General features: G+C 55.7%; 13 protein-coding genes. 4 read left to right on the top strand and 9 right to left on the bottom strand.

Annotated elements, in window-relative coordinates; translation table 11 throughout:
- Positions 1-3 precede the first annotated feature (3 nt).
- From BUA44_RS11820 to BUA44_RS11805, 4 genes are read right to left on the bottom strand one after another with little or no spacing between them, the layout of a single operon-like run.
- Positions 4-378, bottom strand: a complete 375-nt coding sequence (locus tag BUA44_RS11820; RefSeq protein WP_072812287.1) for a response regulator transcription factor — start codon at positions 376-378, stop codon at positions 4-6.
- Positions 378-2,741: a PAS domain-containing sensor histidine kinase gene (locus tag BUA44_RS11815; protein WP_072812285.1), complete on the bottom strand. Its 2,364-nt coding sequence runs from the start codon at positions 2,739-2,741 to the stop codon at positions 378-380. Before BUA44_RS11815 ends, BUA44_RS11820 begins: the two co-directional genes overlap by 1 nt.
- Before the next feature lie 21 nt (positions 2,742-2,762).
- Complete coding sequence (locus tag BUA44_RS11810) at positions 2,763-8,600, bottom strand: glycoside hydrolase family 9 protein (RefSeq protein WP_255370551.1); 5,838 nt, start codon at positions 8,598-8,600, stop codon at positions 2,763-2,765.
- Positions 8,601-8,642: 42 nt separating this feature from the next.
- Positions 8,643-15,230, bottom strand: a complete 6,588-nt coding sequence (locus tag BUA44_RS11805; protein ID WP_072812283.1) for a glycoside hydrolase family 9 protein — start codon at positions 15,228-15,230, stop codon at positions 8,643-8,645.
- Positions 15,231-15,507: 277 nt separating this feature from the next.
- On the opposite strand from BUA44_RS11805, the gene BUA44_RS11800 reads away from it, so the two are divergent.
- A complete protein-coding gene (locus BUA44_RS11800; protein WP_178348796.1) occupies positions 15,508-16,635 on the top strand; it encodes a hypothetical protein in 1,128 nt (375 codons plus the stop codon).
- A 625-nt stretch (positions 16,636-17,260) separates the two neighbouring features.
- Here BUA44_RS11800 and BUA44_RS15740 read toward each other — a convergent pair.
- The gene (locus BUA44_RS15740; RefSeq protein ID WP_178348795.1) at positions 17,261-17,950 is read right to left on the bottom strand and encodes a hypothetical protein; all 690 of its coding nucleotides are present in this window, start codon (positions 17,948-17,950) and stop codon (positions 17,261-17,263) included.
- Between the two features lie 231 nt (positions 17,951-18,181).
- On the opposite strand from BUA44_RS15740, the gene BUA44_RS11790 reads away from it, so the two are divergent.
- The 3 genes from BUA44_RS11790 to BUA44_RS11780 all read left to right on the top strand — a co-directional run bounded on the left by BUA44_RS11790 (position 18,182) and on the right by BUA44_RS11780 (position 22,155).
- Positions 18,182-19,819, top strand: a complete 1,638-nt coding sequence (locus BUA44_RS11790; RefSeq protein ID WP_072812275.1) for a fumarate hydratase — start codon at positions 18,182-18,184, stop codon at positions 19,817-19,819.
- Between the two features lie 285 nt (positions 19,820-20,104).
- A complete protein-coding gene (locus BUA44_RS11785; RefSeq protein ID WP_072812272.1) occupies positions 20,105-20,959 on the top strand; it encodes a DUF4423 domain-containing protein in 855 nt (284 codons plus the stop codon).
- Entirely contained in the window at positions 20,956-22,155 is a 1,200-nt protein-coding gene (locus BUA44_RS11780) for a hypothetical protein (RefSeq protein ID WP_072812269.1), read from the top strand. Before BUA44_RS11785 ends, BUA44_RS11780 begins: the two co-directional genes overlap by 4 nt.
- Positions 22,156-22,333: 178 nt before the next feature.
- Here the strand turns inward: BUA44_RS11780 and argF are convergent, their stop codons facing one another.
- From argF to BUA44_RS11760, 4 genes are all read right to left on the bottom strand, one after another.
- Entirely contained in the window at positions 22,334-23,293 is a 960-nt protein-coding gene (argF, locus tag BUA44_RS11775; RefSeq protein WP_072812266.1) for an ornithine carbamoyltransferase, read from the bottom strand.
- Between the two features lie 331 nt (positions 23,294-23,624).
- Positions 23,625-24,650 carry a tRNA dihydrouridine(20/20a) synthase DusA gene (gene dusA, locus BUA44_RS11770; protein ID WP_072812263.1) on the bottom strand — a complete coding sequence of 342 codons (1,026 nt, stop codon included), beginning with the start codon at positions 24,648-24,650 and terminating at the stop codon, positions 23,625-23,627.
- A gap of 41 nt (positions 24,651-24,691) precedes the next feature.
- Positions 24,692-24,898, bottom strand: a complete 207-nt coding sequence (locus BUA44_RS11765) for a hypothetical protein (RefSeq protein WP_072812261.1) — start codon at positions 24,896-24,898, stop codon at positions 24,692-24,694.
- Positions 24,899-24,958: 60 nt separating this feature from the next.
- Positions 24,959-25,879 (bottom strand): MBL fold metallo-hydrolase, encoded by a 921-nt coding sequence (locus tag BUA44_RS11760; protein WP_072812259.1) that lies wholly within the window; start codon positions 25,877-25,879, stop codon positions 24,959-24,961.
- Positions 25,880-25,902 lie beyond the last annotated feature (23 nt).

Raw genomic sequence — 25,902 nt, 5'->3', positions numbered from 1 at the left:
GGATTACTGGTGGCTTTTGATGATTTCTTCGACCTTGTCGCGGAACTGCTGGATGTCGATGGGCTTGTTGAACGTGCATGCCACGTCGAAATGCTTGGCGGTGAGCAGGTAGTCGTCTGCAGCAGTACGTCTGCCGGCACTCACGGCGATGGTGCGGTCACTCATGCCCATGCGGCGTAGGTCCAGAATGACCTCGTAGCCGTCCACGTCGGGCATAATGATGTCGGTCACGATGACATCGTACTTCTTGTTCTGGTACAGGGCCTTCGCTTCCTTACCGTTGCTTGCGGTTTCTACTTCGTACCCTTTAACCTCGAGAGCGGTTTTCATCATCAGGTTGAACTGCTCGTCATCGTCGATAATCAAGATGGTGGACATTACGCATCCTCCGTTTTTTCGTTTGCTAGATTCCAATATAGATTAAATTTAGTACCCTTGCCGAGGGTGGTGGTCACTGTGAATCGCCCATTGCCGTCTTTTAACAACCTAAGCGCCGAAGAAAGCCCGAGCCCGAGCCCTTCGCCGGGCGATTTTGTGGTGAAGAACGGCGAAAAGATGCGTTCCAGCGTGTTGGAATCCATGCCCGAGCCCGTATCGGCAATCGTGAATTTCGCATAAATTCCCTTTTCGATGGGGTCCGAGAAGGGGTGTGTAATCTTGCGCTTGACCTCTTCGCGTTCGAGCGCGAACGTGAGGGTGCCGCCGGTCTCCTTCATGGCGAAGATGGCGTTGTTCGCGAGGTTGCTCAAAATGCGGTCGAGTGCCGCGGGCAGGCAGACGATTTGCAGTTCGTGGTCCAGGTTGTCTGCCGATATGTGGACGTTTGCGGGGAGCGTGAGAGAAAGTTTCTTGATGACGTCCTCGATGATGAGGAACGGCGAGAACTGTACGGGCTTCGGGGCGATGGATGTCTCGTTGCGGATGGCGCTTAGCACCTGGTTCACGGAATCCTTCGCCTTGTTTGCCGCCTTGTTCGCTTCGGCAATGAGTTCACCTGCCTTCACGACGCTGTTCTTTGCCTTGTCGGGGACTCCTTCCATTGGGGTGTTCGTGAGGAGTTCCTGCGCGAGTTCGCAGAATCCGATCTGGGCGCCGATACTGTTCTTGTAGTCGTGCGCAAAGCCGCCGAGCATGGTTCCCAGGTCTTCGAGCCTCGAATGGATTCGCTTCTGCTCGCTCAACATGTCGCGCTCGCGTTCAAGCCGCTTCTGCTCGGTCATGTCCTGCTTTAGCCCGATAATCTTGTACGGCTTTTGCCCCGCGATAATCGGGATGAACTGCACGTTGTAAATGAATACCGGCTTGTTGTCGCGGATAAGTATGTTCGCTTCTTCCTCGGTGATTTCTTCGTGGTGCTCGTTCTCGTAGCTGGTATGTATGTTCGAAAGCCCGTTGTTCCGTGCCTGCATTTCGCGGTAAGAAATCTTGCTTGGCGAGTCGGTGGTCTGGATGAGGTTCCCGCGGGACCTGATGTCCATAATGTTCTGCGTCATGTAAACGCCCTGCTCGTTCTTGGACCAGAACTGGAACGGGAGTGCGTTGATAAGGGTAGAACTGAAGTTGTTCTGCTCCTTGAATTTCTTTTCGGAATTGTCGAGACGGTCCTGGTAGCGGATGAGGTCCTTCTTGTATTCCGTGAACTGGCTGTTCAGCGTCTTGATGCGTTGCTGGTAGAAAAGCGATTTTGTCTGGTCGCTCAATAGCAGGAACCACATGAACGTCGAAAGCGTGGTACGGTACTTGTATAGGGACACGTTGAAGGTATGGACTTCGTCGTTAATCTGGATTTTTTCGTTCTCGCGGAAGATTTCGTTTTCGAGGAGGATGTTTGGAATCAGGTCCTGGATGCGGTGCATCTTCATTTCGGATTCTGTCATGCGGAACAGGAGCTGCGCGGCGGAATTGCTGCTGTTTATTCTCCCGTCGGGCTGGAAGGTGAATACGCAGTCGCTCAGCTGGTTCATAAGGCTTTTCATGAGCCAGTTCGAACTCTTGTTCTTGAACGAAATGGACGTGAAGTACTGCCCGCAAAGGATGGCGAGGAATATGCACGAATACTGGTTAAACTGCAAGAATACGGGAGGATTGTCGTTGATGTTGAAACTGCACGAAACGGGAAGCACATAGTCCAGTATAAACGAGAACAGCACGAAGAACGTGAAGCTGGCTGTTGCGTACAAGTTGATTTGTGCAACATCCTTGCTGCTGGTTTGCAGGGTGTTCCGTGTCAGCTTGAATATGGTAAGGATTAGGTTCGGTACAACGAAGATAAAGAATAGGATGGAATAGACCTTGAAGTACGGGAATTCCTGGAATGGCCTGATCCCGAGAATCGTGAATTGCGTGAAGAACGATTCGTTGAGGCAGAAAATGGTTGTTACTGCAATGACGTTTGCTGCCCCCAGCGCGTTCAAGAGCCTCCAGAAATTGGAACGCCGAAACATGAGGGAATCTGCGCAGATATGGTAGATGGCGTTGCCCGCCTGCACCCATGCGATTGCCTGCACGCCAAACAGAATCTTTGCGGCGAGGGAAAATTCCGTGCCGCCGAAGAATATGCCGCCCACAAGGCTTGAAGCGTTCCAGAAGATGCAGATGAGCATCAGCTGGTAAATTGCCTTCGGGAAGCGCTTGAGTCCGGTCTTTTGCCCCAATATGGTGGGGAAGGCGAACGTCAGCAGGAGAGCCGTTGCCGAAAAGATAATTGTAATGGGTGAATTTGAAAATAGAATCTCGTGCAAAGGCTATCCCACCGATAGTTGTTACTTGAGTCGGCGTATGCCGAAGGTCTCAGTCTTATCGTAAGAATTCGACGTGTTGAAACGTTCCCTGTTTTTCTCGTCCTGGTTGGGGTTCGGGTAGAACTTGCATTCCAGTTCTGCCTTGTAGATGTAGGCTCCCGTGCCCACGGCTCTGCCTTGCTGTGAGCGGATACCTCCATTGGGGGCGTTCACCCATTCCACAAAGAACGTCACCTTGTTGTTCACCGAGTAGTAAACGTCAGAATCTACGGTGAATGTGCCCGAGGCACGGTTCACGAAGTTGCCTAGGTTCGAGTATATGGGGATGCTGTACTTCACCTTGAGGCTTCTCCAGTAGGCCGGCTGGCTCAGCGGGCCGCCACGCGGTACGGTGAGGTCCATGGTCCATACGGCTCCCGTAAGCGGCGTTACCAGCGTGTCGATACCCGTCTGCACAACTGCACCGTCTTCGATGCGGTCAAGCTTGTGGGTCGCCGGGTTCACCACGTAGACGTTTATCGTATTCTTGCTCGGGATAAGCGACGGCGTTGCGGCAGAAACTGTCGTTACCTGGCTTGCGAGATGGATATCGAACTTGATTTTCGGGTTGCCCTCGCCGCCGATAGTGACCTTCGGGTTGTTCTCTGCCGGGCGGTTGCCGTTCTTGTCCATGAACGCGCTCGCTGTTTTCGGGGCAAGATTGATGCGGTCGCCTTCCATGACGGCCGATGCCGCGTCGGAGGTAAACAGCGCATTGAGCGTTGTCCCGCCGTTGCTCAGGCTCCATCCTATAAGGTCTATCTTGGATATGTTCATGAGGTTGCGCTCGCGCACGTAGAGAATCGCCGTCGAATCGACGGTTGTGACGGGCTCGCTCAGGTACACGTTGAGCACCTCGTAGTTTGCAGAGTTCAGGCTTGCCGATACGAATACGGGGCCGGCGAGGTCTTCTGCAAGTACTGTTGCCGTTTCGTAGGCGGCTCCGGTACCGAGATGTTCTATCACGAGGCCCGCACCCACGAGGAGTTTGCCGTTTAGGGTGTCTTCGTAACTGCCGTTCGTGTTGCCCAGCATAAACGGTACAGGCAGGTCGAACGAACTCGACATCTGGTCGGCGTTCAGCATGAACTGGGCCTTGCGCACGGTGAGCGTTTCGGGAGTGGAACTACCGAAGACAATCGAGATGGAATCCGGATAGTGCTTTGCGTCTACCGCCTGCAGGAACTGGATTTCGATATGTTCTGCAAGTCCGTCTTCGTCCAGGTCAGAGATGCTTGCGTAGGTCATCGGAATCGGGCGAATCTTCAGCACGACATCTACCACCTTCGGGGCGCAGGGGCCAATGCCGTTGCCCGCGAGGTCCTTGATGGTTGCTGTGGGCGAGAGCGAAGCCTTCATGCCTTCGGTAACGAGCGAGCCTCCGCCTGCGTCGAAGTCGATTTCGAATTCCCAGATGTTCTGCGCCTCGTTGTAGAGCTTTACGCCCTTCACGTGTGCAGGAATATTGGCTCCGTCAATCATGAGCGGCCATTCCGGCGAAGGTTCCTTCACGGGTTCGCTGAACTGGATATAAACGAAGTCGCTTGTTGCGGTAGAAAGCCTTTCGAGTACAGAAACGGACACGAGATTAGGCGGAATGCCATCCCTGTAGAAGTCGGCGGATTCCTTCTTGCCATCCTTCGTGTTGCTTACAAGCGTGATGCTTCCTTCGGGGTTCGTGTTCACGGTGGCGCCCGTGAGGCTTGCACCCACGACAATGTCCCTGCCGTTCTGCGAAATCAGGTTTGTGCTCGTGACGGTATCGCCAGCGTAGGTAAACTTGATGGAGTTGAACGATTGGTTGTCTGCTGCAATGTATTCGTTGGATAGCGTAATCTGCATGGCATCGGGAATGTCGTCGCAGTCGGTATCGATCATGAGGGCGTTGTCGATAATCGGCCAGGGCGGCAGGTCCTCGATAATGAGCGGAACCGTTGCCGGAATGTAGTTGAACTTTGAAGAGTTGTTTCCGGTGGCCTTCAAGATTGTGATGGTCGGCTTGTCGGAGGATAGGTAGAACACTGCCTCGCCCTTGATGATGTCGATGTGCTCGACCGGAGTTGTGGACGTGGGCGAAGTGTAGAACTTCGCGAAGCCGGATTCAGAAGTGAGCAGCACGCTGATGGGGTCAATCTTCAGAATTTCGAGGTTCGAATCGAGTAGTTCCAGGTGGACTTCGACCATCCTGCCCGTATAGACGCGCACCGTATCGACGGTGAACTTGAGGTAGCGTATTTCGGGCGGAATCGTGATGGAGTCGACTTCCACGTTGCTGCGGACCACGGTGCAGGCGCAATCATACTTGTTTTCTGCGCTCTGGTTCGCGCCATGGTTGTGCCAGCTGACCCATTCCATGTAGTTGTTGCCGTAAGAGAGCGTGGTGTCAAGCAGGAAGATGATGGAGTCCTTGCGGGTATCGGGCATGTACATGGTATGCCCGAAGTAGGAATTGCCGTTCATCTCGAGGTCGTCGAGGACGCCCATCGGGGATACCTTGCTGGTGCCGCTGTAGCGTGCTTCATAGCCTTCCTGTTCGAGCGAGTAGTGCGGGCTTGCAAACGGTGTTTCGAAGTTGAGCGTGACGGTGCGGTGTATCTGCGGGCCGGATTCGGGCGTGTAGTCTGCACCGTAGCCGTAAATATGCTTGCCGTGGTAGTAAACCGGGATGTACGGGTCACGCGTGAAGCCTATGACCTTCACTCCCTGCGAGTTAGTTTCGAGCTGGGATGTTTCGGAACCGGTGAAGTACGGCGCCTGCGTGAGATCGACGCCACCGAAGTTTTCGGGAACGTCTTCGCCCGTGTGTGCGGTGAGCGACCATGCCTGCGTATCGAAATCTGCATACGTGGTGGTGAGCCACTTGACCTGGAATATGATGCGGCCTGAAACGTAGAGCTTGCTCTTGACCGTGATGGGCATGTAGTACTGCCCCACGCCATCGGGTGTAGGCGTCCCGAAGGTGAGTTGCGGCATGCCGACCACAAGACCGGTGCCGTCGAATACCTGACCGATGTAGCTGACCGGCGTTTGTATGTTTGTGTTGTTGCCCAGATACAGACGGAGTTCGAAATCCTCGAACACGAGCGTATCGTTGTTGTCGATTTCAATAATGAAGTCGCCACATTTCTGCCAGCCGTTAGACGGAGAGCAGTTGCTTGTATTCTGGTAGGCGCTGGGCTTTATCCACACGTCCAGATCGGCGTATGTCGCGTAGGCTTCGGTGGTAAAACTGTATTCCTCGGATTTTGCCGCACCCGAAGATACGGTAAAGTAATACGTGGTTCCCGGCTTGAGGTCGGTGAGCTTTGCTTCATGGAAGAGTACCGCTCCGCCTTCTGCGGCCTGTGCTTGCGTATATGAACTAGGAGATGTACCGTAGTTCACGACGCCGTTCATGCGGTCGCTAGACCACCAGTATATCTTTGCGCTCCTGTTGTCCACCTGGCAGATTGTGACTCCGCTGATGGTCGTCATCTTGGGCGTCATGGTGAACTGGTACCACTGACCGTGATTGTTGTCGGTCGTGAGGTTGTGCTTCGTGTCCATGCCCTCGAGGAAGAAGTAGTAGGTCTTGTTCGGGGTGAGGCCTGTGAGCGTCACTGCACCACCCTTCGATGCAGTTGTCTGCTGTACGGACAGCGTCGCGGATTCGTCAGGCGATTCTGCGTAGAAAACGGTTACGAGTGCGACTTCGTTGGCATCCCAGCTCACGATGGCCTCGGTATCCGAAATCGGGGTGCCGGCAATGTTGCTGAACAGCGGACCTTCGTTGTCGATGGGGAGCGTTTCTGCAAAGCTTTGTGCCGGGATCAAGAGCTGTACTGAGAAGTCGATACAGGTTTCCGTTGCGGTATAGTCGCTCCAGTCTTCGAGCAATACTGCGGTAGGTGCCGCACCGCCCATGAGGGCGCCGCGCGGGCATTGGTACTTGTATGGCATGCCGCCTGCATTGTAGCCGTCCGGGTTGGCCGCGCGGTTGTGGGGGTGGTTCGAGTTCTTGTCGCCCACGCCCATCAAGAAGGAAATATCCCACGGGTTTGCACCCAGGTTGTAGTAAATGTTGTCGAGGGCCAAATTCTTGTAGGCTTCCTTTTCTTCTCCCGGGGGCAAGAGCTCAGAAAGCATGAAGATGGCGTTTGCTGCACCCATGTTGTAGCGGTTGAAACCCCAGGCGCTCGAAGTCCATACGAGGTTATACGGCCCGTCGGAGGTAACCTGCCCGAAGCGGTTTTTGTAGATGAGGTTTGAACCCTGCGAGCCATCGTCGGTAAGGCGGCGCAGGCAGTTGGTTGCACGCTGGATAAGTGTATCGCGTTCCAGTTCGCCAACGTTGTAGTATAGTGCGGTTTCCTTGTCCTTCAGGATGAGTTTCACGAACGAGAAGAGTACGTAGGAATGGATGTTCTCGAAGTCTGTTGCCCATCCACCCGGAGTAAAGCCACTTTTGAGTCCGAGGAATCCGCCCTTGAAGTACGGGCCCGCATCATCGGGTTCGTTGTTGTAGCCGTAGTTCGTGGAGTTGTCGTTGATTTTCAGGTCTTTGTACAGGTCGAACTGGTAAGAGGTATCTGCAGTGGCGAACCACAGGGCGAGTGCGGCAGCGGCGGCGTCGTCAATCATGTTCGTTTCGCTAGTGCCGCCCGGGTAGAAACCACCCAGCTCATCCGTGTTGGTGTAGTGTCCGCCGTAGCCGTAGGTCTGCGGTTTCAGCACGTTCTTGTAGATGTCCTTGGCAGCCTCGATAAGCGAGTCGGCGTATACCGGGTCGTACGGGTACCAGCCCATGGCGAAGTATGCAAGTGCTGCCGCGAATACGCCCGAGTTTGTTCCCGCTCCCTTGGCCACGTGACGGTCCGGACCGCCCTTTGAATGGGGCTGTGCATCCTGTTTTTCGGGCACATCCCAGAACTGGTGGTCTTCGCTGCCGACGGCGATGGAATGGTACATATCGTGCTGGGCGATAAGGCCGTCTTCCTTCGATGCCTTGTAGAGCTTGTAGATGTAGTCGGCACCGATCTTGGCTTCGTACAGAATGTCGGGGTAGCCGTCCGGGATTGTGTCGTCGTAGGAATGTCCATAGCGGTCTTCTGCCTTGTCTTGGTACACGAGGTAGGTCATCGCAAGTGCATAGGCCGTATAGCTGAGCGTTTCGGAAACCTTGAAGTGGTCACCGCAGTCGTGCCATCCGCCGGTGAGGTCGTGCCCGATTTCGGAACCGTCCTTCAGGTGGCAGGGGGCGTGCAGGTGCGAATCCGTGTTGCCGCAGCGCTGGATGCCGAAGAACTTGAGCGAGTTCTCGAGCACGGCGTTGAATATGGAGGGGTGCACGTGGAACGTGGCCGAGGTATCGTGCCCGTTCACGATGAAGTATTCGCCGATGGCGGTCAGGTTCGTGAAGTCTGCCTTGTAGAGCTTTTCTGTATTTCTGCTTGTGGAATCCTTGCTACCGAATTCATAGAGCGCGTCGAGCGAGTTGAACGCTCCGTTCACCCATATATTCGGCTTCGGTGCTGCGGCATCGATAAGCGTGAGGCTCGAGTTCCCCACGTCGATGACCTGCTTCGTATTCGCATCGACCACCTTGAACGTCATGTCCGTCGGGTCCGCCACATAGGCATACTTGTTGTCCTGCGGCCTAAAACCCGCTTGGTTCACGCGGATGGGCCTACGGTTGTACACGTTCAACGAGTCGAGGTACCTGCGGTCGCAATCCTTGCAGGTGCGGTCGATTTCCGGGAGTTGTGCCATGGCGTTCACGCACAGCACTTCTCCCAAGATGAACGAAATAGCGAACAATCTTTTCAAGTACTTCAATTTCAACTTTCCTTCTTAAATAACTTCATCAAAAAACTTGTATCCAGTCTATTTCTTCGCACGCTTGAAACCGAAGGTCTTCGTGGTGTTGTCCGTCGTCTTGATAACATCACCCTTCTTGTAAGACGTGCTTCCGTCTTCGTTGGTTGTCGGTTCGTCGGCGACGTATGTCGCCTTCGCATCGAAATCGAACTTCGCGATGTAGGCTCCTGTCCCGAGCCTCTTGCCCGACTTGCTTGCCGGGGACCCGTTAGGCGCCATCCATTCGAGGTTCAGCTTCAATACGCCGTCTTCCGTAATCTTGTCGTAGCCGATATCCTTCATGTTCATGCGGATATCCTGCTTGGCGATAAACTGCCCGAGGTTGTCGTAGACGTTCATCGTGAACCGGATGACGAAATCGAAGATGGGCTTCCCGAAGTCGTCGGTCTGCAGGGCCGAAGGCATCGTGATATCCACGATAAACTGCGGGCCGGCGTGCTTGTAGGAATTCGTGTCGAGTACGATTGTTGTCGGGATAACGGTTCCGTCAACAAGCTTCGTGAGCAGTTCTGTCCCGTTCGGGTTCATGATGGTCGCGCGGAAGATTTCGTTTTCGCTTACGGCGGTTCCCATATACGGAACTTCACGAGGCGGCTTGGTGACATCGCTTGCGAGCGTGACCTTGAACTTTGTCTTTTCGGCGGTGGCGCCAGAGACGATAACCCACGGGTTGTTTATGGTGGGGAAGTTGCCCGCCTTGTCCTTGTAGCGCGAAAGTTCCTTGATGGGCACGAGCCTGATATAGTCGCCGATGCGTACAGCGCCTTCGGATTCCTCGGTGTAACCGAAGTTTTCCTTCACGTCCTGCTTTGTCGATACGGAGAGCGGCTTCAGGTAGATGCCTTCCTGCGAGCTGCGCTTGCGTTCGATGTATTCCAGTGCCGGATTGTCGATGACAACGAGCGGTTCGGACATGGTCGCTTCGAGGAACTCGTAAGCGCCTGCAGAGGTCTTTGTCGCCTTCACGATGATGGGCGGGCACTTGTCGATGAGTGTCGCGTTCGTGGCATCGAGCAGGCTTTCGATCGGTCCCTTGCGGGGGAGGATTGCTCCGTTGCCGCCGCTGGATCCATAGGTCATGTTCTTGAACAGGTCTCCCTGAATCTTAATCGTGAATGCGCTGTGTTCGGATTGCACGGAATCCCAGCCGAGGGTGTCGACCTTGGGAATGAACGTGGAATCCTGCGTGGTCTGGTACTGTGCGCACTTCTGCGATACGGTTGTAGAGATGGTATCTATCCTCAGGAGTGTGCTGTCGGCCTTGATGGTTTCCTCGGCATCGACGTAGGTGTAGGTGTAGACCTTCTGCGTTACGTAGGTCGTGTCGTCCTTGAAGTCGATGCAGGTTTTCTTGGCGGTTCCCTTTATCCAGGTTCCGTTTGCGGAATCCAGCTTCGTAATGGCGACAGGAGTCTTTTCGCCATAGACCGTGGTAATGTCCCAACCGCCGGCAGGGATTGCGAACGGTACGTATGTAGAGGGGTTGCCCCAGTACACGTCGACCGTGTCGGGGATGTTCTTGTCCTTGAGCACGCGCACGAACTCGATGTAGATTTCATCGGGCTGGCCGTCACCTTCGAGGTCGGTTATGGTCGCGTAGTGCACGGGCACGGGGCGGCTCGATTCGATGATGGTTACCGGAGCGCATGTGGCGAGCGTGTTTGTCGCCATGTCGGTCACGTTGAATGCGGCATCGATTTGTGCACGGAAACCGGGCTTCACCAAGTTACCACCGGCATTCCCCTGAATCACGTACATCCAGTTCTTGCCATCGTCGCTTGTCGTTGCCGAAATCACGCGGATGCCGGCTTGCACCACTTCAGATGTCCCGTCATAGACGGTCAGCGGCCATTCTGTCTTGGAAGGCAGGTTGATGGGTTCGGAGAAGCTAACCTTGAGCGTGTCGTTTTCGTTCTCGTGGTTCTCGTTTTCGAGAATAGAGACGCTGACGAGCTTGGGCTTGACGGCGTCGGTAATGGTGGCGGACGACATCTGCTGCTTGCCATCTTCACGCATGTAGACAGTTACCAAGCCCTTCGGGTTCGCAAGCCCGACAAGGGAATCCGCGAACGTGAATGTTGCCGTAGCGCCGACTACCGGAGCGGCCGGAGTCAGCATGAACGACCTTTCTGCAGAATTTGCGGAGGTGAGCGTTACCTCGACGCTGTCCAGGATGTTCCTGGTTCCGTCGAACTGGCTTCCGCTGAATTCAATGCTCAGGGTGTTTTCCGTGACGGCATCGCCGGTAATGGTGCACACGTCGCTAGCAATAAGCGCCTTCTTGGGGTCGGGTCGGGTCGGCTGCGAGTAGAAGTAAACGGAGTCGCGTTCCTCGTCATCGGCTGGGTCTTGGTACTTGACCCAGATGGTATCGCCACCCAGGAAGTTCACGTTGGGGAGACCCGCTTCGCTCGCCGATGCCTTGAGCCATTCGCCTTCAAAGTAGCCCAGCGCGTCGTTGGTGCGGCTCAGAATGACTTCGGTAGAATCGCCCGTGCGGGAATTGAACAGCTTCACGGGCATGTTCGCGTTGTTCTTGTTGTCCTTGTCGCGCAGCTGGATCTGGAACTGGAGCGAACCGTCAATCGGGGCTGGGCTCGTTACCGAACTGCCATCCTTCTGCACCAGCAGGAGCTTGCCCTGCGTGCGGTCGCCCTTGCTGAACTGTACGTAGTAGGTGCGGTTCACGAACGCGCATCCGCCATTCTCCTGGCATTCGGCGCACTCGGGGTTCGGGCCTGCGAATATGGTCACGTCCACCTTGTTGGTACCGATGCTCATCTTCGCCGGGATATTCAGGTCGAATCGCCCGGTCTCGTAGTTATAGACCGCAGCCTTCGTGAGCTGTTCCTTCGAGAGGGCGACGCCGTTCACCCAGATGGCGTTCACGTAACCGCTTTCCGAAATCAGGGCGGTACCCGTGAGGTACATCGTGCTCCTTGCGGAATCAATCTGCACGTAGGATCCGTTAGACACGTTGAACGGCGGGTTAAATGCCACAGTCATGTCGTAGTGGGCGCGCTTGGTGGTCATTTCCTTGTAAGAGGGGCTGAAGCCGGAGATGAACTCGTCCTTGCGGTAGACTACGATGTAGGGGTTGATGGGAGCCTGTTCGAAGTCGCCCTGGTCCTTGTCCCATGCGGGGACGCCTTCGTAGTCGGCGCCGTCCACGTCGCGCTTGTGGGCCGCCCACGACCAGTCGGGAGAATTACCGCCGGTCACGAGGCGCTTCTTTGCGGGGGTACGCAGGGTTTCGCACATGTTGTTCTGGTAGATACCACTCGAGAACCCGAGGTCGATACGCATACGCGAGGACGACTTGATGGTCGTGCCACCCAGCGGTACCGGGATGTACCAGTCGTATTCGCCCGTTGCCGGGTTGTAGGTGTCTTCAAGCTTTACGGGTACTGCATGGCGCAGGTAGTAGCGCAGCGAGTCGTCTACGCTTTCGCCGGCCTGGTTCACGCAGGGGCGGTTGAAGCCCGCTTCGTCGTAGGCCTGGCAAATGTCTTCGTCCACAAGCAGCGGGCAGGTTCCCGGCTGGTTGTTCTGTCCGGGCTGCGCCTCGATGTCTTCGGGCTTTGCGGTCACGTAGAATCGCAGGGTCAGTTCGTTGAACGCGCGGTCCTCGTTGTTGGTGAGGTTCAGGTTCAAGAAGTCCATCCCGCCGAACTCGTACTGGTAAACGCTCACGTCGAAGTCGTAGTGCGTCACGGGGGTGGTAAACTTGAGCGGCATGCCGTTATCGTCGGTACAGCGCTGCACGCCGTTGCTTTCCACGCAGTAGTAGTATGTTGTCTTTTCCTTGAGCTTGCCAATCTTCACGTAGTGGAAGCTGGTCGGGATTCCCGAGACGTCGGCGTTGCCGTTGATGTCGCAAGAGCCCGTTCCCGATACGGGGCAGGTCATCTTGTCGTAGCTTGTGAGTGTCGTATCCCAGTAGACCTTGGATTCGTACTGGCCGTTCGGGGTGTACCACATGATTTCGGCGCTGTCGGAACTCAGGTTGCAGACCTTCACGTTCTGGATGTCGGCGGGTGCCGGCGGGCTCACGAGGGTCGTGAACGTGAACGGGGTCGTAGTGCTGTCGACGAGCCACTTGGTGGCATACGCCTCGCTCCGGATGTTAATCGCAATGACCTTGAAGTAGTAGGTGGTGCCGTTCTGCAGGCCGGTCAGGTGAATCTCGTGGCTCACGCCGTTCACGGTATCCTTCGCGGGGATGTTGAACGGGCCGGTCTCGTTCGTGCTGTAGAGGATCATCGCGGGGCCGCGCATGTCCTGCGTTACCTTCACGATTGCGGAATCGTAACCCACGTAGCGGATTTCCACGTTAATCTGCGAGGGGGCGCGGTTGCGGTCCTCTTCACGGACGGCAACGGCGCACGATGCCACGAACATGGCCGTAGCGTCGATACAGGTTTCGGAAAGGTGGTAGTCTTCCCAGCTGAGGGTCGAGGGCGACCAGGCGTTCTCGGTACCCGGGGTCACGCCGCCGAACAATGCGCCGGTAGGCGGATTGTACTTGTAGCCTGCGCCCGGCATGTTCTTGCCTTCGGGGTTCGATGCGCGGTGGTGCGGGTGGGCGTCGTTCTTGTCACCCACGCCCAGCAAGAAGGATACATCCCAGGGGTTCACGCCGAGCATGTAGTTGAGCTGGTTTATACCCAGTTGCTTCATTTCGGCGGAGTTCCAGTTCTGCATGCCCTTCTGCGGCAGGTTGATGCCTTCCAGGTCCTTGGTCACGTCGGAGTAGGCGAGCACTTCAAAGATATTGCCCGCCTGGTAGCGGTTGTAAATCCAGGTCTGGTCGGTCTGCATGTTGTACCACAGGTCGCCGAACGAAACAGGGGTCGGGCCGTTCAGGGTCGGGATAGTAATGCTCTGGGAACCGCTTCCGCTCAGGTAACTGATGTTGGTTCCGAGAATCAGGGCCACGTTTTCGGCATAGGTCAGGCGTGTCTTGTCGTCGATGCCGTACTTGAGGCCGGTTTCCTTGTCCTTCAGGAGCATCTTGTAGAAACCGTACAGCGTGTAGGTGTAGGCGTTCGCCCAGCTCGTGTTCTTGCTGGACTTGCGCATGCCGTCACGGCTCCAGGCCATCCAACCGCCCTTGAAGAATCCGGTCGAGGCTTCCTGGGGCACGCCAATCTGCGTATCTTCCACGGCGTCGTTCAGGTAGTCCATTTTGCCGGTCTTTTCGTAGGTGGCGTAGTGGAGTGCGATTGCCGCAATGGCCAAGTCGTCGTGGGATTCGTTGTTGCCGTTGTAGGCCGGGCTCGACCAGCCGTCGGCAATCGTGTTGTGCACGTAGGCCTTTCCGCCGTCGTAGGTTCCGGGGCCAAGGCTCTTTTCCTTGAGTTTCAGGTTCTTGGCGAAATCGTACATCTTCTCGGCAACCACAAGGCAGCTGTCAGCAAAGGGCTTGTCGTATGTCGCGTATTCCTTGCTCAATATGGCGAGGCCCGCTGCAATTTGGCCCGAGATGTTGGAACCCAGTTCGCCCAGGCGGATGTCACGTTCGTGCGGCCCGCCGCGTCCGGTCAAGGTCGTCGGGAGGGCGTCCTGGTTTTCGGGTCGGCCCCACCATCCGTGGTCCGCACCGAAGTTTCCGATGGAGACCGCCATGTTGTCGATGACCCCGTTCGCGAAGGTGTAGGCGCGCATAAAGAAGTCCGCACCGTGCTTTGCCTCGCGCAGAATGTCTGGGATACCGTCGGTATTGATGGTTTCGCCCATGTTGTAGGCATAGTGGTCCTCGTCGCGTTCCGGGCTCGATGCAGCCATCACCGCGAGCACCATGAATGCGTAGGCCTGGGTCTGGGATTCCTTCAGGTGGTCACCGCAGTCGTACCAGCCGCCCTGCAGGGCGCCTTCCTTGGGGGTGAACCCGGTAACGGCGCCGACACCCTTTACAAACTTGCCTGCACCGTCCTTGGTGTGGCTCGGCTTGTGGAACCAGGATTCAGAGTTGCCGGAACGGTTGATGCCGTAGAACTTGAGGGTCGCGTCGCGGACCATCGAGTAGACCTTGTCACTAATAATAAATGTAGCGGAATACTGGTTGAGCACCTTTACGCGGTAGCGGGTGTTCATCTCGAGGCCCGTTGCCTGGGTCAGGTTGCCGATACATACCTTGCCCGTGGGGCCCTCGGCGCTGGCGGTATAGCGTCCCTGGTCGTTTGTCGCGGCGTCGGTGCCCGCCTTGATATCCCAGCTCGAACCGGTCGACTTGCCGGTGTTGGTGAAAGTTCCTCCTGTAAAGACTTCGTTACCATCCAGGTCGACGACAGAGAAGTTCTCGCCACAGGTCCCGGCAGAAACATAGTAGAACTGCTTTTCAGGGTCTTCGGGCAGGTATCCCGCCTGGTTGATGCGGATACGGCCTATGCGCAGGTTCTGGGCGTCACGATATGCCTGGTTCAGCGAGTCGGGGATAATCCCGTTCGGCACAAAGTCCTGGGGCATCGAACCAATTTTAGGTACGGTATTGTGCTTCTTGCGGTTGGGCGTGTACTTGCTGAAACTTTCGACGGTACCGCCATTGTCGGTAGCGGCAGTATCCCACTTTATGGGCCAAATCGGTCTAATCAAATCATAAGGTGTCGGTTGCTCTTGGTCAACAGCGGCAAAACATAACGACACCAGCAAAAGGACTGGAACAAGTAACAGCGGCATAAAGCCCTCCCTTAAAGAAGTGCGCAAAACATCCCATATAGAAAATAGACTTTTTTAAGGTCGGCCGTAAAATCCGTATCAAAAAAAACTACACTTTCGGGCTTTTTTTTATATATTTCAAAACATGAATTCAGTTCAAGATAAGCGCTTTCGCTCTTTTAAGAAAAATTTTATTTACAAAGTTGCTCCGGCTATGTTTGTGAGCGGTCTTGCCCTTTTGGGCCTTTCTGCTTGTGGTGAAGATCCTTCCAGCCCGGATACGCCGGAGCCGACCAGTACGGCTTCTCAGGATCCCATTGTGACTTCTTCCGATACCCCTTTGTCGCAGGGTGAAATTCCGCCGTCTGTAACGTCTTCGTCGACGCAAACAACGAATTCGTCTTCTTCGAGGACGCCCCAGCCCGTGGTTTCCTCTTCGTCCAAGACGGCAACTGCCTCTTCTGACGAGGTCCTGAACGAACCCAAGATGGCTGTGAACGGAGCCTGTGGCCCGAAGACCGCCATAATCGAGAAGGGGGGGATGGCGACCTGGTCGTTCTTCCGCGAGACGGGCGATGTTTTTGACGCCATCATGGCGCCGTTCGTATGGACTTTCCCGGAATTGAGCAAGACCGTGCAGGGTAACGGGATGAACTCCGTGAATGTTTCCTACGAACAGTCGGGAACCTACACGGCGACTCTGAATGTCGATGGAACCGAAATTGCCTGCGAACCCTTGCAGGTGCAGGGTATTCCTATAACGATTAATTCCTGCAAGGCCGACAAGGAAACTGCCAAGGCGGGCGAGACAATCACGTGGACCGTCGAGGCGGAATCCGAGGCGACCATTACCGGGTATTCCTGGACGTCTACGCTCGGGACAATTTCCGGCTTCGGCACGAGTGCTACTTTATCTGCAGAAGCGTCTATGCACAAGCAGAAGGTGGCCCCCATTGTCGCCGTGACGAACGACGACAGGACCACGCAGACATACCAGTGCGACGGCGTGACCGTGCTTGACCCCGAATCGGTGGACCTGGTGCTTGCTTTGGGCAGCATCAACGATCAGGCTTCTTACGGAGAGACGGTTCTCCCGAACCTGCCCGATTCGCTGTTCATCCAGGCCCAGACGCCCATGACGGTGCAGGTCCCTGCTGGTGCGCCTTCTAACTGCACCATCGGGTGCAAACCCAAGGTCGGAGCGGATTACAATAGCCTGAAGCTGACTTGGGACGGCGTGGAACAGTCCAACTTTGCCTACTTCAACCCGGCGGGTTGCGCTCCTGGAAAGAAGTACTCCATCGAGGCTTCCGTTACGGCAATCTGCGTCGTGAATAAGTAAGTGCACCGCAGGTGCTCGCGCAAATGCGACCGCTCGCTCGTCATCTAGGGCATTGAAACCTCCGGTTCCTCACTCGCTCCCACCTAAAGGTGGCCATGTACACTAAGCGCTAAAGCGCAAGTGTCCAAAGGTCGCCTACGACGGCTCGTTGATACGAGCCGCCTCCGGCTCACATAATCTGCTGTCATCCCCGCGTAGGCGGGGATCTCCTTTTTATACCTGTTTAGCGGATTATTAAGTGTCGGGAGGGTCTTAGGGAGGGCGTGCGCCCTCCTTTGCCGTATTTTTGGGGGTAAAGTTGCGGAAGTGGCGGTGAAAATGATGAAAAAAGTCCGATTTCACCGCCGGATTTGCAAAATAGCGTGGAGTCTGGGGCTTGTTGCAAAAAGACCGGCTTTCAGCCGGCCTTTTAAACCTGTTGTTGAACGAGCGGTCTTCCGTGAACGGAAAAGGCTCGTATTAACGAGCCTTTGCAGTGAGAGTGAGCGCGGTCCGGAGACGTGGCTCACGCATCAAGCGCGAACGGTCTTCCGTGAACGGAAAAGGCTCGTATTAACGAGCCTTTGCAGTGAGAGTGAGCGCGGTCCGGAGACGTAGCTCACGCATCAAGCGCGAACGGTCGCTATCAATCCCCGGTGAAGATGATCACGAGAACAGAAGCGACGAACAGCGCAGACACCACGAGGAATTCCCACGGGTTTTCCATGATGGTGGTCTTTGCAGAACCCATGCTCTGGGCTTCCATCTTCTGCTGTTCTTCGGCCTTTGCCTTAGCTTCAGCTTCGGCAGCCTTCTTTTCTTCTTCGGCCTTGGCGAGAGCGGCGGAGTCTACCGGGGCTTCTTCGGTCTTGGCTTCGAGGACTTCGGTCTTGGCGGTGTCGGCCGGAGCGGCAGCTTCGGCGGGCGCTGCTTCAGCAGGAGCGGCTTCGGCCGGAGCGGCGGCGGAATCAGTGGCGGCTGCGGCTTCGGCAGGAGCGGCCTCGGCAGCGGGAGCAGCTTCGGCAGCAGGAGCGGCGGCCGGGGCAGCTTCAGCGGCAGGTGCCGGTGCGGCTTCAGCGGCAGGTGCCGGTGCGGCTTCGGCAGCGGGAGCGGCGGCCGGGGCAGCTTCAGCGGCAGGGGCCGGAGCAGCGGCTTCAGCAGCAGGTGCAGCAGCCGGGGCAGCTTCAGCGGCAGGGGCCGGAGCAGCAGCGGGAGCGGCGGCTTCGGCGGCAGGTGCCGGTGCGGCAGCGGGGGCTGCCTTCTTGGCGGACTTGGCCGGCGCGGCGAATGCGACTGCCGCAGCGAGCATGGAGACCATCAAAATCTTTTTCATCATAGATTCCATTCCTCTTTAGGGGTTGTTTTTAAACTTACGCTCTAAAAAATAGCACATCTTGGGGCGAATTGCTAAAAAAAAATTAAAAAAATTCAAATAATCCCCTTTTTTTGTACGTTCATCGGCGGTTTTTACAAAAAAAGGCATTACGCCTGGCGAGACCGCCCCCTTCGGTCGGGGCAATTTTTATCTTATGAATCAAAATTTAACCCCTCACTAGAGACACAAATTATGGCATTCAAATACGAAGCAACCGTCCAGCACGGTGAAGATACTACCGAATACGTGAACCTCGGTAAAGACGGCGTTTCCGTCGCCGAATTCGAAGGCAAGAAGATTCTGAAGGTCGCCCCCGAGGCGCTCACCAAGATTGCCCAGGCAGCCTTTGAAGAAGTCGAATTCTGCCTGCGCCCGGCCCATACGGCGAAGGTCGCCAAGATTTTGCAGGACCCGGAAGCTTCGGACAACGACAAGTTTGTCGCCCTCACCATGCTCAAGAACGCCTGCGTTGCCGCCAAGGGCATCCTCCCGTTCTGCCAGGACACCGGTACGGCAATCTGCGTTGCCCACAAGGGCCAGCAGGTGTGGACCGGCTTCGACGATGCCGAAGCGATTTCGGAAGGCATCTACAACGCCTACACCACCAAGAACCTGCGCTACAGCCAGATTGCACCCTTGACCATGTACGAAGAAAAGAACACCGGTTGCAACCTGCCTGCCCAGATCGACATCCACGCCGAAGAAGGCGCCGAGATGAAGTTCCTGTTCGTGGCCAAGGGCGGTGGCTCTGCCAACAAGACTTACTACTGGCCCATGACCAAGGCGCTCCTCAACCCGAAGTCCTTGGAAAAGTTCCTCGCCGAAAAGGTGAAGACGCTCGGTACTGCGGCCTGCCCTCCGTACCACCTCGCGATTGTGATTGGCGGTACCTCTGCCGAAATGAACACCCACATGGTGAAGCTCGCTAGCTGCGGCTACCTCGACGATATTCCGACCACGGGTTCCGAAGGCGGTCGCATTTTCCGCGACCTCGAAATGGAAGAAAAGGTCCTGCACATTTGCCAGAAGACGGGCATTGGCGCCCAGTTCGGCGGCAAGTACCTAGTGCACGATGTGCGCGTGATCCGCGCTCCGCGTCATGCTGCAAGCTGCCCGGTTTCTATCGGCGTTAGCTGCTCTGCCGACCGTAACATCAAGGCAAAGATTGACGAGAACGGCCTCTGGCTCGAAAAGATGGAACACCATCCGGAAAACTACATTCCGGCTGGCAATGCCGTGAACCTCGCCCCGGCCGTTGAAATCGACCTTGACCGCCCGATGAAGGAAGTGCTCGCCGACCTCACCAAGTATCCGGTGAAGACGCGCCTCAGCCTCAAGGGCACGATGATTGTGGCCCGCGACATGGCTCACGCAAAGATTGCCGAAATCTTCGACAAGCAGGAACGCGGCGAAGAACTCACCGACGAAGAAAAGACCGTGCTCAAGGTCGTGTCCGACCACCCGATTTACTACGCCGGCCCGGCCAAGACTCCGGCAGGCATGCCCACCGGCAGCTTCGGCCCGACGACTGCCAACCGCATGGACCCGTACGTGATGCGCTTCCAGAGCAAGGGTGCCTCGATGATCATGGTTGCGAAGGGCAACCGCAGCCAGGACGTGACCGACGCCTGCAAGAAGTACGGCGGATTCTTCCTCGGCTCTATCGGCGGCCCGGCAGCCATCCTCGCTGAACAGAACATCCTCAGCAACGACATCGTGGCCTTCCCGGAACTCGGCATGGAAGCCATCCGCAAGATCACCATCAAGGACTTCCCGGCCTTCATCCTCGTGGATGACAAGGGCAACAACTTCTTTGAAGGTTTGATCTAGCGTCGTCATTCCCGCTTATCGTCATTCCCGCGAAGGCGGGAATCTTTCGCAACTAAAAAATCCCACCGGAGTTTACCGGCGGGATTTTTTTTGTGTGTGGATGTGAAACTTTATTGGCGGAAATATCTTCCTAGATAAGAAATTACCTACTTGAAGGGGCAAAATGGGGCTGTTTTATAACAATTCATTGTAATTTTTTCAATGGTGGGTGAGTTACTGGCGCCTTTTTTAGGCCAGAATAGATTATTTTATTGATTGGATAATTGTCTTTTCTAGAATGTGCCTATGCTGAATATTGACGAAATAAGCGATTACAGGGATCTGCTGAAGAACTACTATACCCAGCGCAAGCTGGAGATGCCCCTGTATTCTTACAAGATGTTGGGGCAGAAGCTCAGTCTGGAAACGAGCCAGGTGTTCCGCGTGCTGAACAAGGAACTTCACTTGCCCAACCGCAGTATTCCGCTGGCCAAGGATCTGTTGGACCTGAAGGGCCGCAGTGGCGAGATTTTCGAGATTCTGGTGGCGGCGTCCAAGACAAAGTCGCCCGCAAAGAAGGACAAACTCTACAAGATGGCGCTTGCCCTGCAGGATGTTGACCTGCGCAAGTTCAATCCGAGCGAATACCTGTTCTTAAGCAAGTGGTGGATTCCCGTGGTACGCGCGCTTATCGAGATGAACGGTGGGCATGCCGAAGTCTCGCGCCTGGTGAAGCAGATTACGCCGACTGTTTCGGAAGACCAGGTGCGCGAAGCCATAAAGGTGCTCAAGGACCTAAAGCTCATTACTCCGCTCGCATCGGAACGCTATGCGGCAACGACAGCGAACTTTACATCGGGAAGTTCGCCCACGAAGACTGCCGCCATACGCAGTTACCAGAACCAGTTGCTCGCCCTTGCGCAGAACGCTCTGGTTTCCATTGAGCCTGCGAGGCGCAATATATCTTCGCTGCTCGTGGGTGTCGATGAAGATTGCTTTGCCGACCTGAACGAGATGACGCTTGAATTCAGGCGCCAGGTGCAGAAGAGGGTGGGTGAGGTAAAGGTGCCGAACAAGGCGATGCAGTTTGTATTTGCCCTTTACCCGGTTGCCGAAGTGCAGAATGGCCATCAGGTGAAAAAGGAGGGCGCGAGAAAATGAAGAAGTTCCTCTTATTCCTTGTGACCGTGATTCTTTGTGCGTGCTCGAACGACAAGGTGGCGGGCATCAGCACGGTCGAGACAGAGAATGCCTACCTGATTCAGGTCGTTCACGAGGATTCCGTGCCTGCGGCAGGTGTGTTGGCCCGTATGCGTGCCGCAAGTTTTGTCCGCAGTATTGACGGAGATTCCGCTGCACCGGAATACTATGAGGAATTTGTGACGGATTCCTTGGGCTGTATCCGTATCGATAGTCTCGGTGTTGATGTGGCGACGATCGAGATTGTAGATAAGGGCAAGGGCCTGTTCCGGAAGATTTTTGCCGAAGACTTGCGCGAATTCGATGGTCAGCGGTTTGTGTTGGCAAAGACGGGGAGCATGCGTGGTAGGGTTTACCTACCGGAAGGCGTTGACCATGCTTGGATTCAGGTGTATGGAACCGACCGTCTTGTAAAGACCGATAGTGAAGGGTTCTACGAGATGGATTCGCTCCCGGCGTATGATTATGACCTGCGTGTGGTTGTGGGCGATAGTATTGTGGACGAATATGCGGAAGTTTGGCCCGGGAAGGAAACGCTCGCGAATGTCCGCACGTTTGAACCGGATTCTGTCAAGGTGCTGGACTTCGAATCTGCGGAAGCGCAGTTCGTTATCCGGGAACTCGGTATAAGCGAGGCGGGTTACATGTCTTCTACGGATACGAGCGTGAAGACGACTCCCGAGGTGGCGATGGTGCCCGAGACGCGCGAGGACATTGAGGAATTCTTCGTGGAAGCGGGTGCGGACCGTGCCGGCAACGCCTTGCACTGGGTATCTTCTGCGGGGCGCGGACGCTGGTCGTTCTACGGAATCTGGGTTTGCCCGGAGGAATCTCCGTGCGATCTGTCTGCAACGGATTCTATCGTGTTCTATGCCCGCGGGAACGGCGTCATCTCGATTACGCTTGAGACGCTCGGCAGTTCGAACGAAGAAGGCAAGACGCTCGCTTACGATACCCTCAATACGGATGGCTGGGTGCGGCGCGTCATAAAGCCTGCTAATTTCAAGCCGCGCGACGATATGTACGGCAATCTCGGTTGGGATGTCATCAGCAAGGCGGTGACGACCATCTCGATAGCCTCCTACGACGAGACCGAATTCTGGATAGACGATGTCGTGTTCTACGGCGTCAAGCCCAGCGACTTTATCGCGAAATAACGAAAAAATCCCGCGGATTGGCGGGATTTTTCACTTAATAATTTTTTATCAAAAACGCATTTTGCTTAAGAAAAGGGTTGCGAAAAACTTTTTTCAGAGAAGCGAGCTAGACAAGGCGCGAGGCCTCGTAGCGTACTAAAAGGTACGTGAGAGGCCGAACAACGCAGTATAGCGAAGCTTATCGGGAAAAAGGAGTCATGACTTGCCAGAGAACGGCTTTATGTGCATGGAGACGATTCTCCGCTTCTTCGAAGCTCATGTTCACGTCGAGGTTGTCCATCACGGAATCCGTGATTTCTTCGCCGCGGTGTGCGGGCAGGCAGTGGCTCACCTTGCAGTGTGCCGGAGCGAGCTTCAGGAGTTCGTCGTTGATCTGAAACGGGAGGAAGTGGCTCTGCTTTTCGGCCTTTTCGCCTTCCTGGCCCATGCTCACCCAGACGTCGCTATAGAGGATGTCGGCGTCCTTGACGGCTTCCTTCGGGTCGTTGAACACGCGGTACTGGCAGCCGTGCTTCTTGAGGCCGGCTGCGGCTTCTTCCACCACGTTCTTCGGCTGCTCGAAACCCTTGGGGCAGGCGAGAGTGAAGTTCATGCCCACCTTGGAGGCGAGCGCGAGGAAGGAGTTTGCCACGTTGTTGCCGTCACCGATGAAGGCGACAGTCTTCGGCTTGCCATCGGCGTTCTTGAAACCGCCGAGGTTCTCGCTGATCATCTGCGCGAAGGCGATGGCCTGGCAGGGGTGGCAGTCGTCGGTGAGGGCGTTCACTATAGGGACGCTGCCGAATTCGGCGAGTTCTTCCACCAGCTGCTGCTTGAAGCAACGGACTACGATGGCGTTCACCCAGCGGCTGAGGCAGCGGGCGACGTCCTTGACGCTTTCGCGCTTGCCGAGCCCGATGGAATCCGGGGCGAGGAGCACGGCGTGGCCGCCGAGCTGGTTCATGCCCACCTGGAACGTGGTGATGGTACGCAGCGAGGGTTTCTCGAAGAACATGGCGATGTTCTGGCCGTGCAGACGGTCAGACACCTTGCCGGCGTGAACCTCGGCCTTCAGGCGGGAGGCGATTTCGACGGTTTCGAGGATTTTTTCTTCACTCCAGTCCATCAGGCGGAGGAAGTGCTTGTTGCGATCAATCATTTTGATTCCTTTGGGCAAGCCCTAAAAACAAAAAAAACTAAAAAACGGAGTTTTCACTCCGTCTTTTGGAAATCACAAGAAGATGCTAACGGATATTAGCGAAGTTTCTTTTTGTGACGGTCACGACGACGGCGCTTTTTACGCTTGTGGGTCGCAATCTTCCTGCGCTTTCTTTTCTTTCCGCAAGGCATGGTTGTATCTCCGTTAAAGGTTAAACTTAAAAATGTGCCCCCAAATAGAGAAATATTTTGGCCTTTTGTCAAGGGGAAAGAGGGATTTTAGGGCAGACTAGGGGGTGCGGACGGGGCTGTTTTTTACCGAAAAACGCAAATTACTCGGTCACCTGGTCCATTGCCTGGCGGATAAGTGCCGCGGCACCGCCGAACTGTGCGGCTCGCGGGGCGTTGTTGCTCAGCATCTGGCGGAACTTTCGGGCGCCGGGGAGTCCGGTGAATAGCCCGTACAGGTGGCGAACGAGGATGGTCGCGGGGCAGCCTTCGGCGGTCTGCTTCTCCACGTAGGGGAGGTAGGCCTCGAGCAGCGCCTTGCGGGTGGCGGGACGTGCCTTGCCGGCGATAATGTCTGCGGGGTTGTCGCTCGCCGGTCGCAGGTCGTTAAAAATCCGCTCGTCGGCATCGCGCAGGAACCACGGGTTTTCGTACGCTTCTCGCCCGACCATCACTCCGTCCAGGTCCTGCAGTTGCTCTTCCACCTGGTCGAGCGTCTTGATGCCGCCGTTGATGCTGATGTTCAGGCCTGGCATCTCTGCCTTGAGGCGGTGTACGAAGTCGTAGTGCAGCGGCGGGACCTCGCGGTTCTCCTTGGGGCTTAAACCCTGGAGCCAGGCCTTGCGCGCATGCACGATGAAAACCCTGCAACCCGCATCGCGGATAGTTTGTACAAAATCGGTGAAGAATTCCCAGCTGTCGAACTCGTCGACCCCGATACGGCACTTGATGGAGACGGGAATGGAAACTGCGTCCTGCATGGCCTTGAAGCAGTCAGCCACGAGGTTCTTATCCTTCATGAGGCAAGCCCCGAAGTTCCCGTTCTGCACGCGGTCCGAAGGGCATCCGCAGTTCAGGTTCACTTCCTGGAAACCCGCGGATTCCACGAGTTTGCTTGCCTGCGCGAGGTCGGCCGGGTTGCTGCCCCCGAGCTGCAGAACTGCGGGGTGCTCGAAGGCTTCGTGCCCGAGGAACTGCTCCGGCTTTGCATGGAGCACCGCGTTTGCGACAACCATCTCGCTGTAGAGCAGAATGTGCTTGGAAATCAGCCGCAGAAAGTAGCGCTCGTGACGGTCGGTGCAGTCTAGCATCGGCGCGATGGAAAGCTTGCGGTTGAAATCCAGATCCATGCGCGCAAATGTAGAAAAAATACAGGGCGAGTACCCGTTTTTTAATCCTTTTTATTCTCGGGCTCGTGATACACCGGTTTCAGCATGCGCCTTAGCATGTCAGCCTTGTGTTGGTCGGGATAGGCATCAATTTCTTCCATGAACGCTTTGTACTCTTCCGGCGTGAATATGCGGCGTGTTCCGCCCGGACCGCTGGTTTCCACATATCCCTCTTTTTTCAGGATTTCTTTTCTGTTCTGGGTTGGCATGTTGTTCTCCGCTGAAAGGTTATAAAGTCAAGGCGAAGCCTTTTCTACTCACACCTTAACCTATTCCGCAAATCCCGGGGGAGGCAGGTGCATGCCCGCCATCAGGAGCTTGTTTTCGCGGGCGTATTGCATGATGCGTTTGCGGCTCTCGATGGATTTTTCCTTGTCCATGTCGTAGTTGGAATTGATTTCGGGGTGGTCCTTCTGCAGGGCGTAACCGTGCATCAGGTCACCGATCACGAGCAGGTTCCCGAACTGGAAAACGGTATGGCCGGGAGTGTGCCCGATGGCATCAAACGCGAGGACTCCGTTCGGGAGGCTGTCGCCGAATGCGAACAAATGAATGCTGTCCTTGTAGATTTCCATGACCATTTTTTGCAAGTCGTTTTTCGGGATGTCGTTCATCCATGCGTCGTATTCCACCTTGCCCGCATAGACGCTCGCGTTCTTGAAGACCTTCACGTCTTTGCCTTCGCCGTCCTTTGTGATAAGGCCCGCGATATGGTCTGCATGGAAATGCGTCAGGTAGATGAGTGTGATGTCGTCGGCGTTTATGCCGAGCGCTTCGAGACGTTTCGTCGTCTGCCCGCCGAAGGCGCCGAGGCCCGCGTCAAATAGGATGTTCTTGCCATCGACCTGCACGAGGAAAGTGCTCACCGAGGCGGGGATGCCGTCGGGCATGTTCAGGCTTGCAAATAGCGAATCGCTTGCATCGCTGAAGAGGCTGCGCGGGTTCAGTTTTTCGCCCTGGTTGTCCTGCATCCAGATTACCTTTGCGCCATTCGCGAGGGTCACTGTTTTTGTCCCTTCGACTGCGTTTTCTGTAGGCGAGGCTTTCTCGACTGCGGTGTTTTCAACCGGGGCGGGTTTCTCGACGGTTTCTGCCGCCTTGTTTTCCGTGGCAGGTGTCTTGGTTTCGCTGCAACCGAAGACGGCAAGAGAAACCATCGCGGCGACAAAGGGGATGAGGTGCTTTTTCATAAGGACTCCTGTTTAAAGGGAAT

The sequence above is a fragment of the Fibrobacter sp. UWR3 genome (assembly GCF_900143055.1).
Classification (GTDB): Bacteria; Fibrobacterota; Fibrobacteria; order Fibrobacterales; family Fibrobacteraceae; genus Fibrobacter.
Note: the sequence above shows the minus strand (reverse complement) of the source record. Positions and strands in the feature narration are given on the sequence as shown.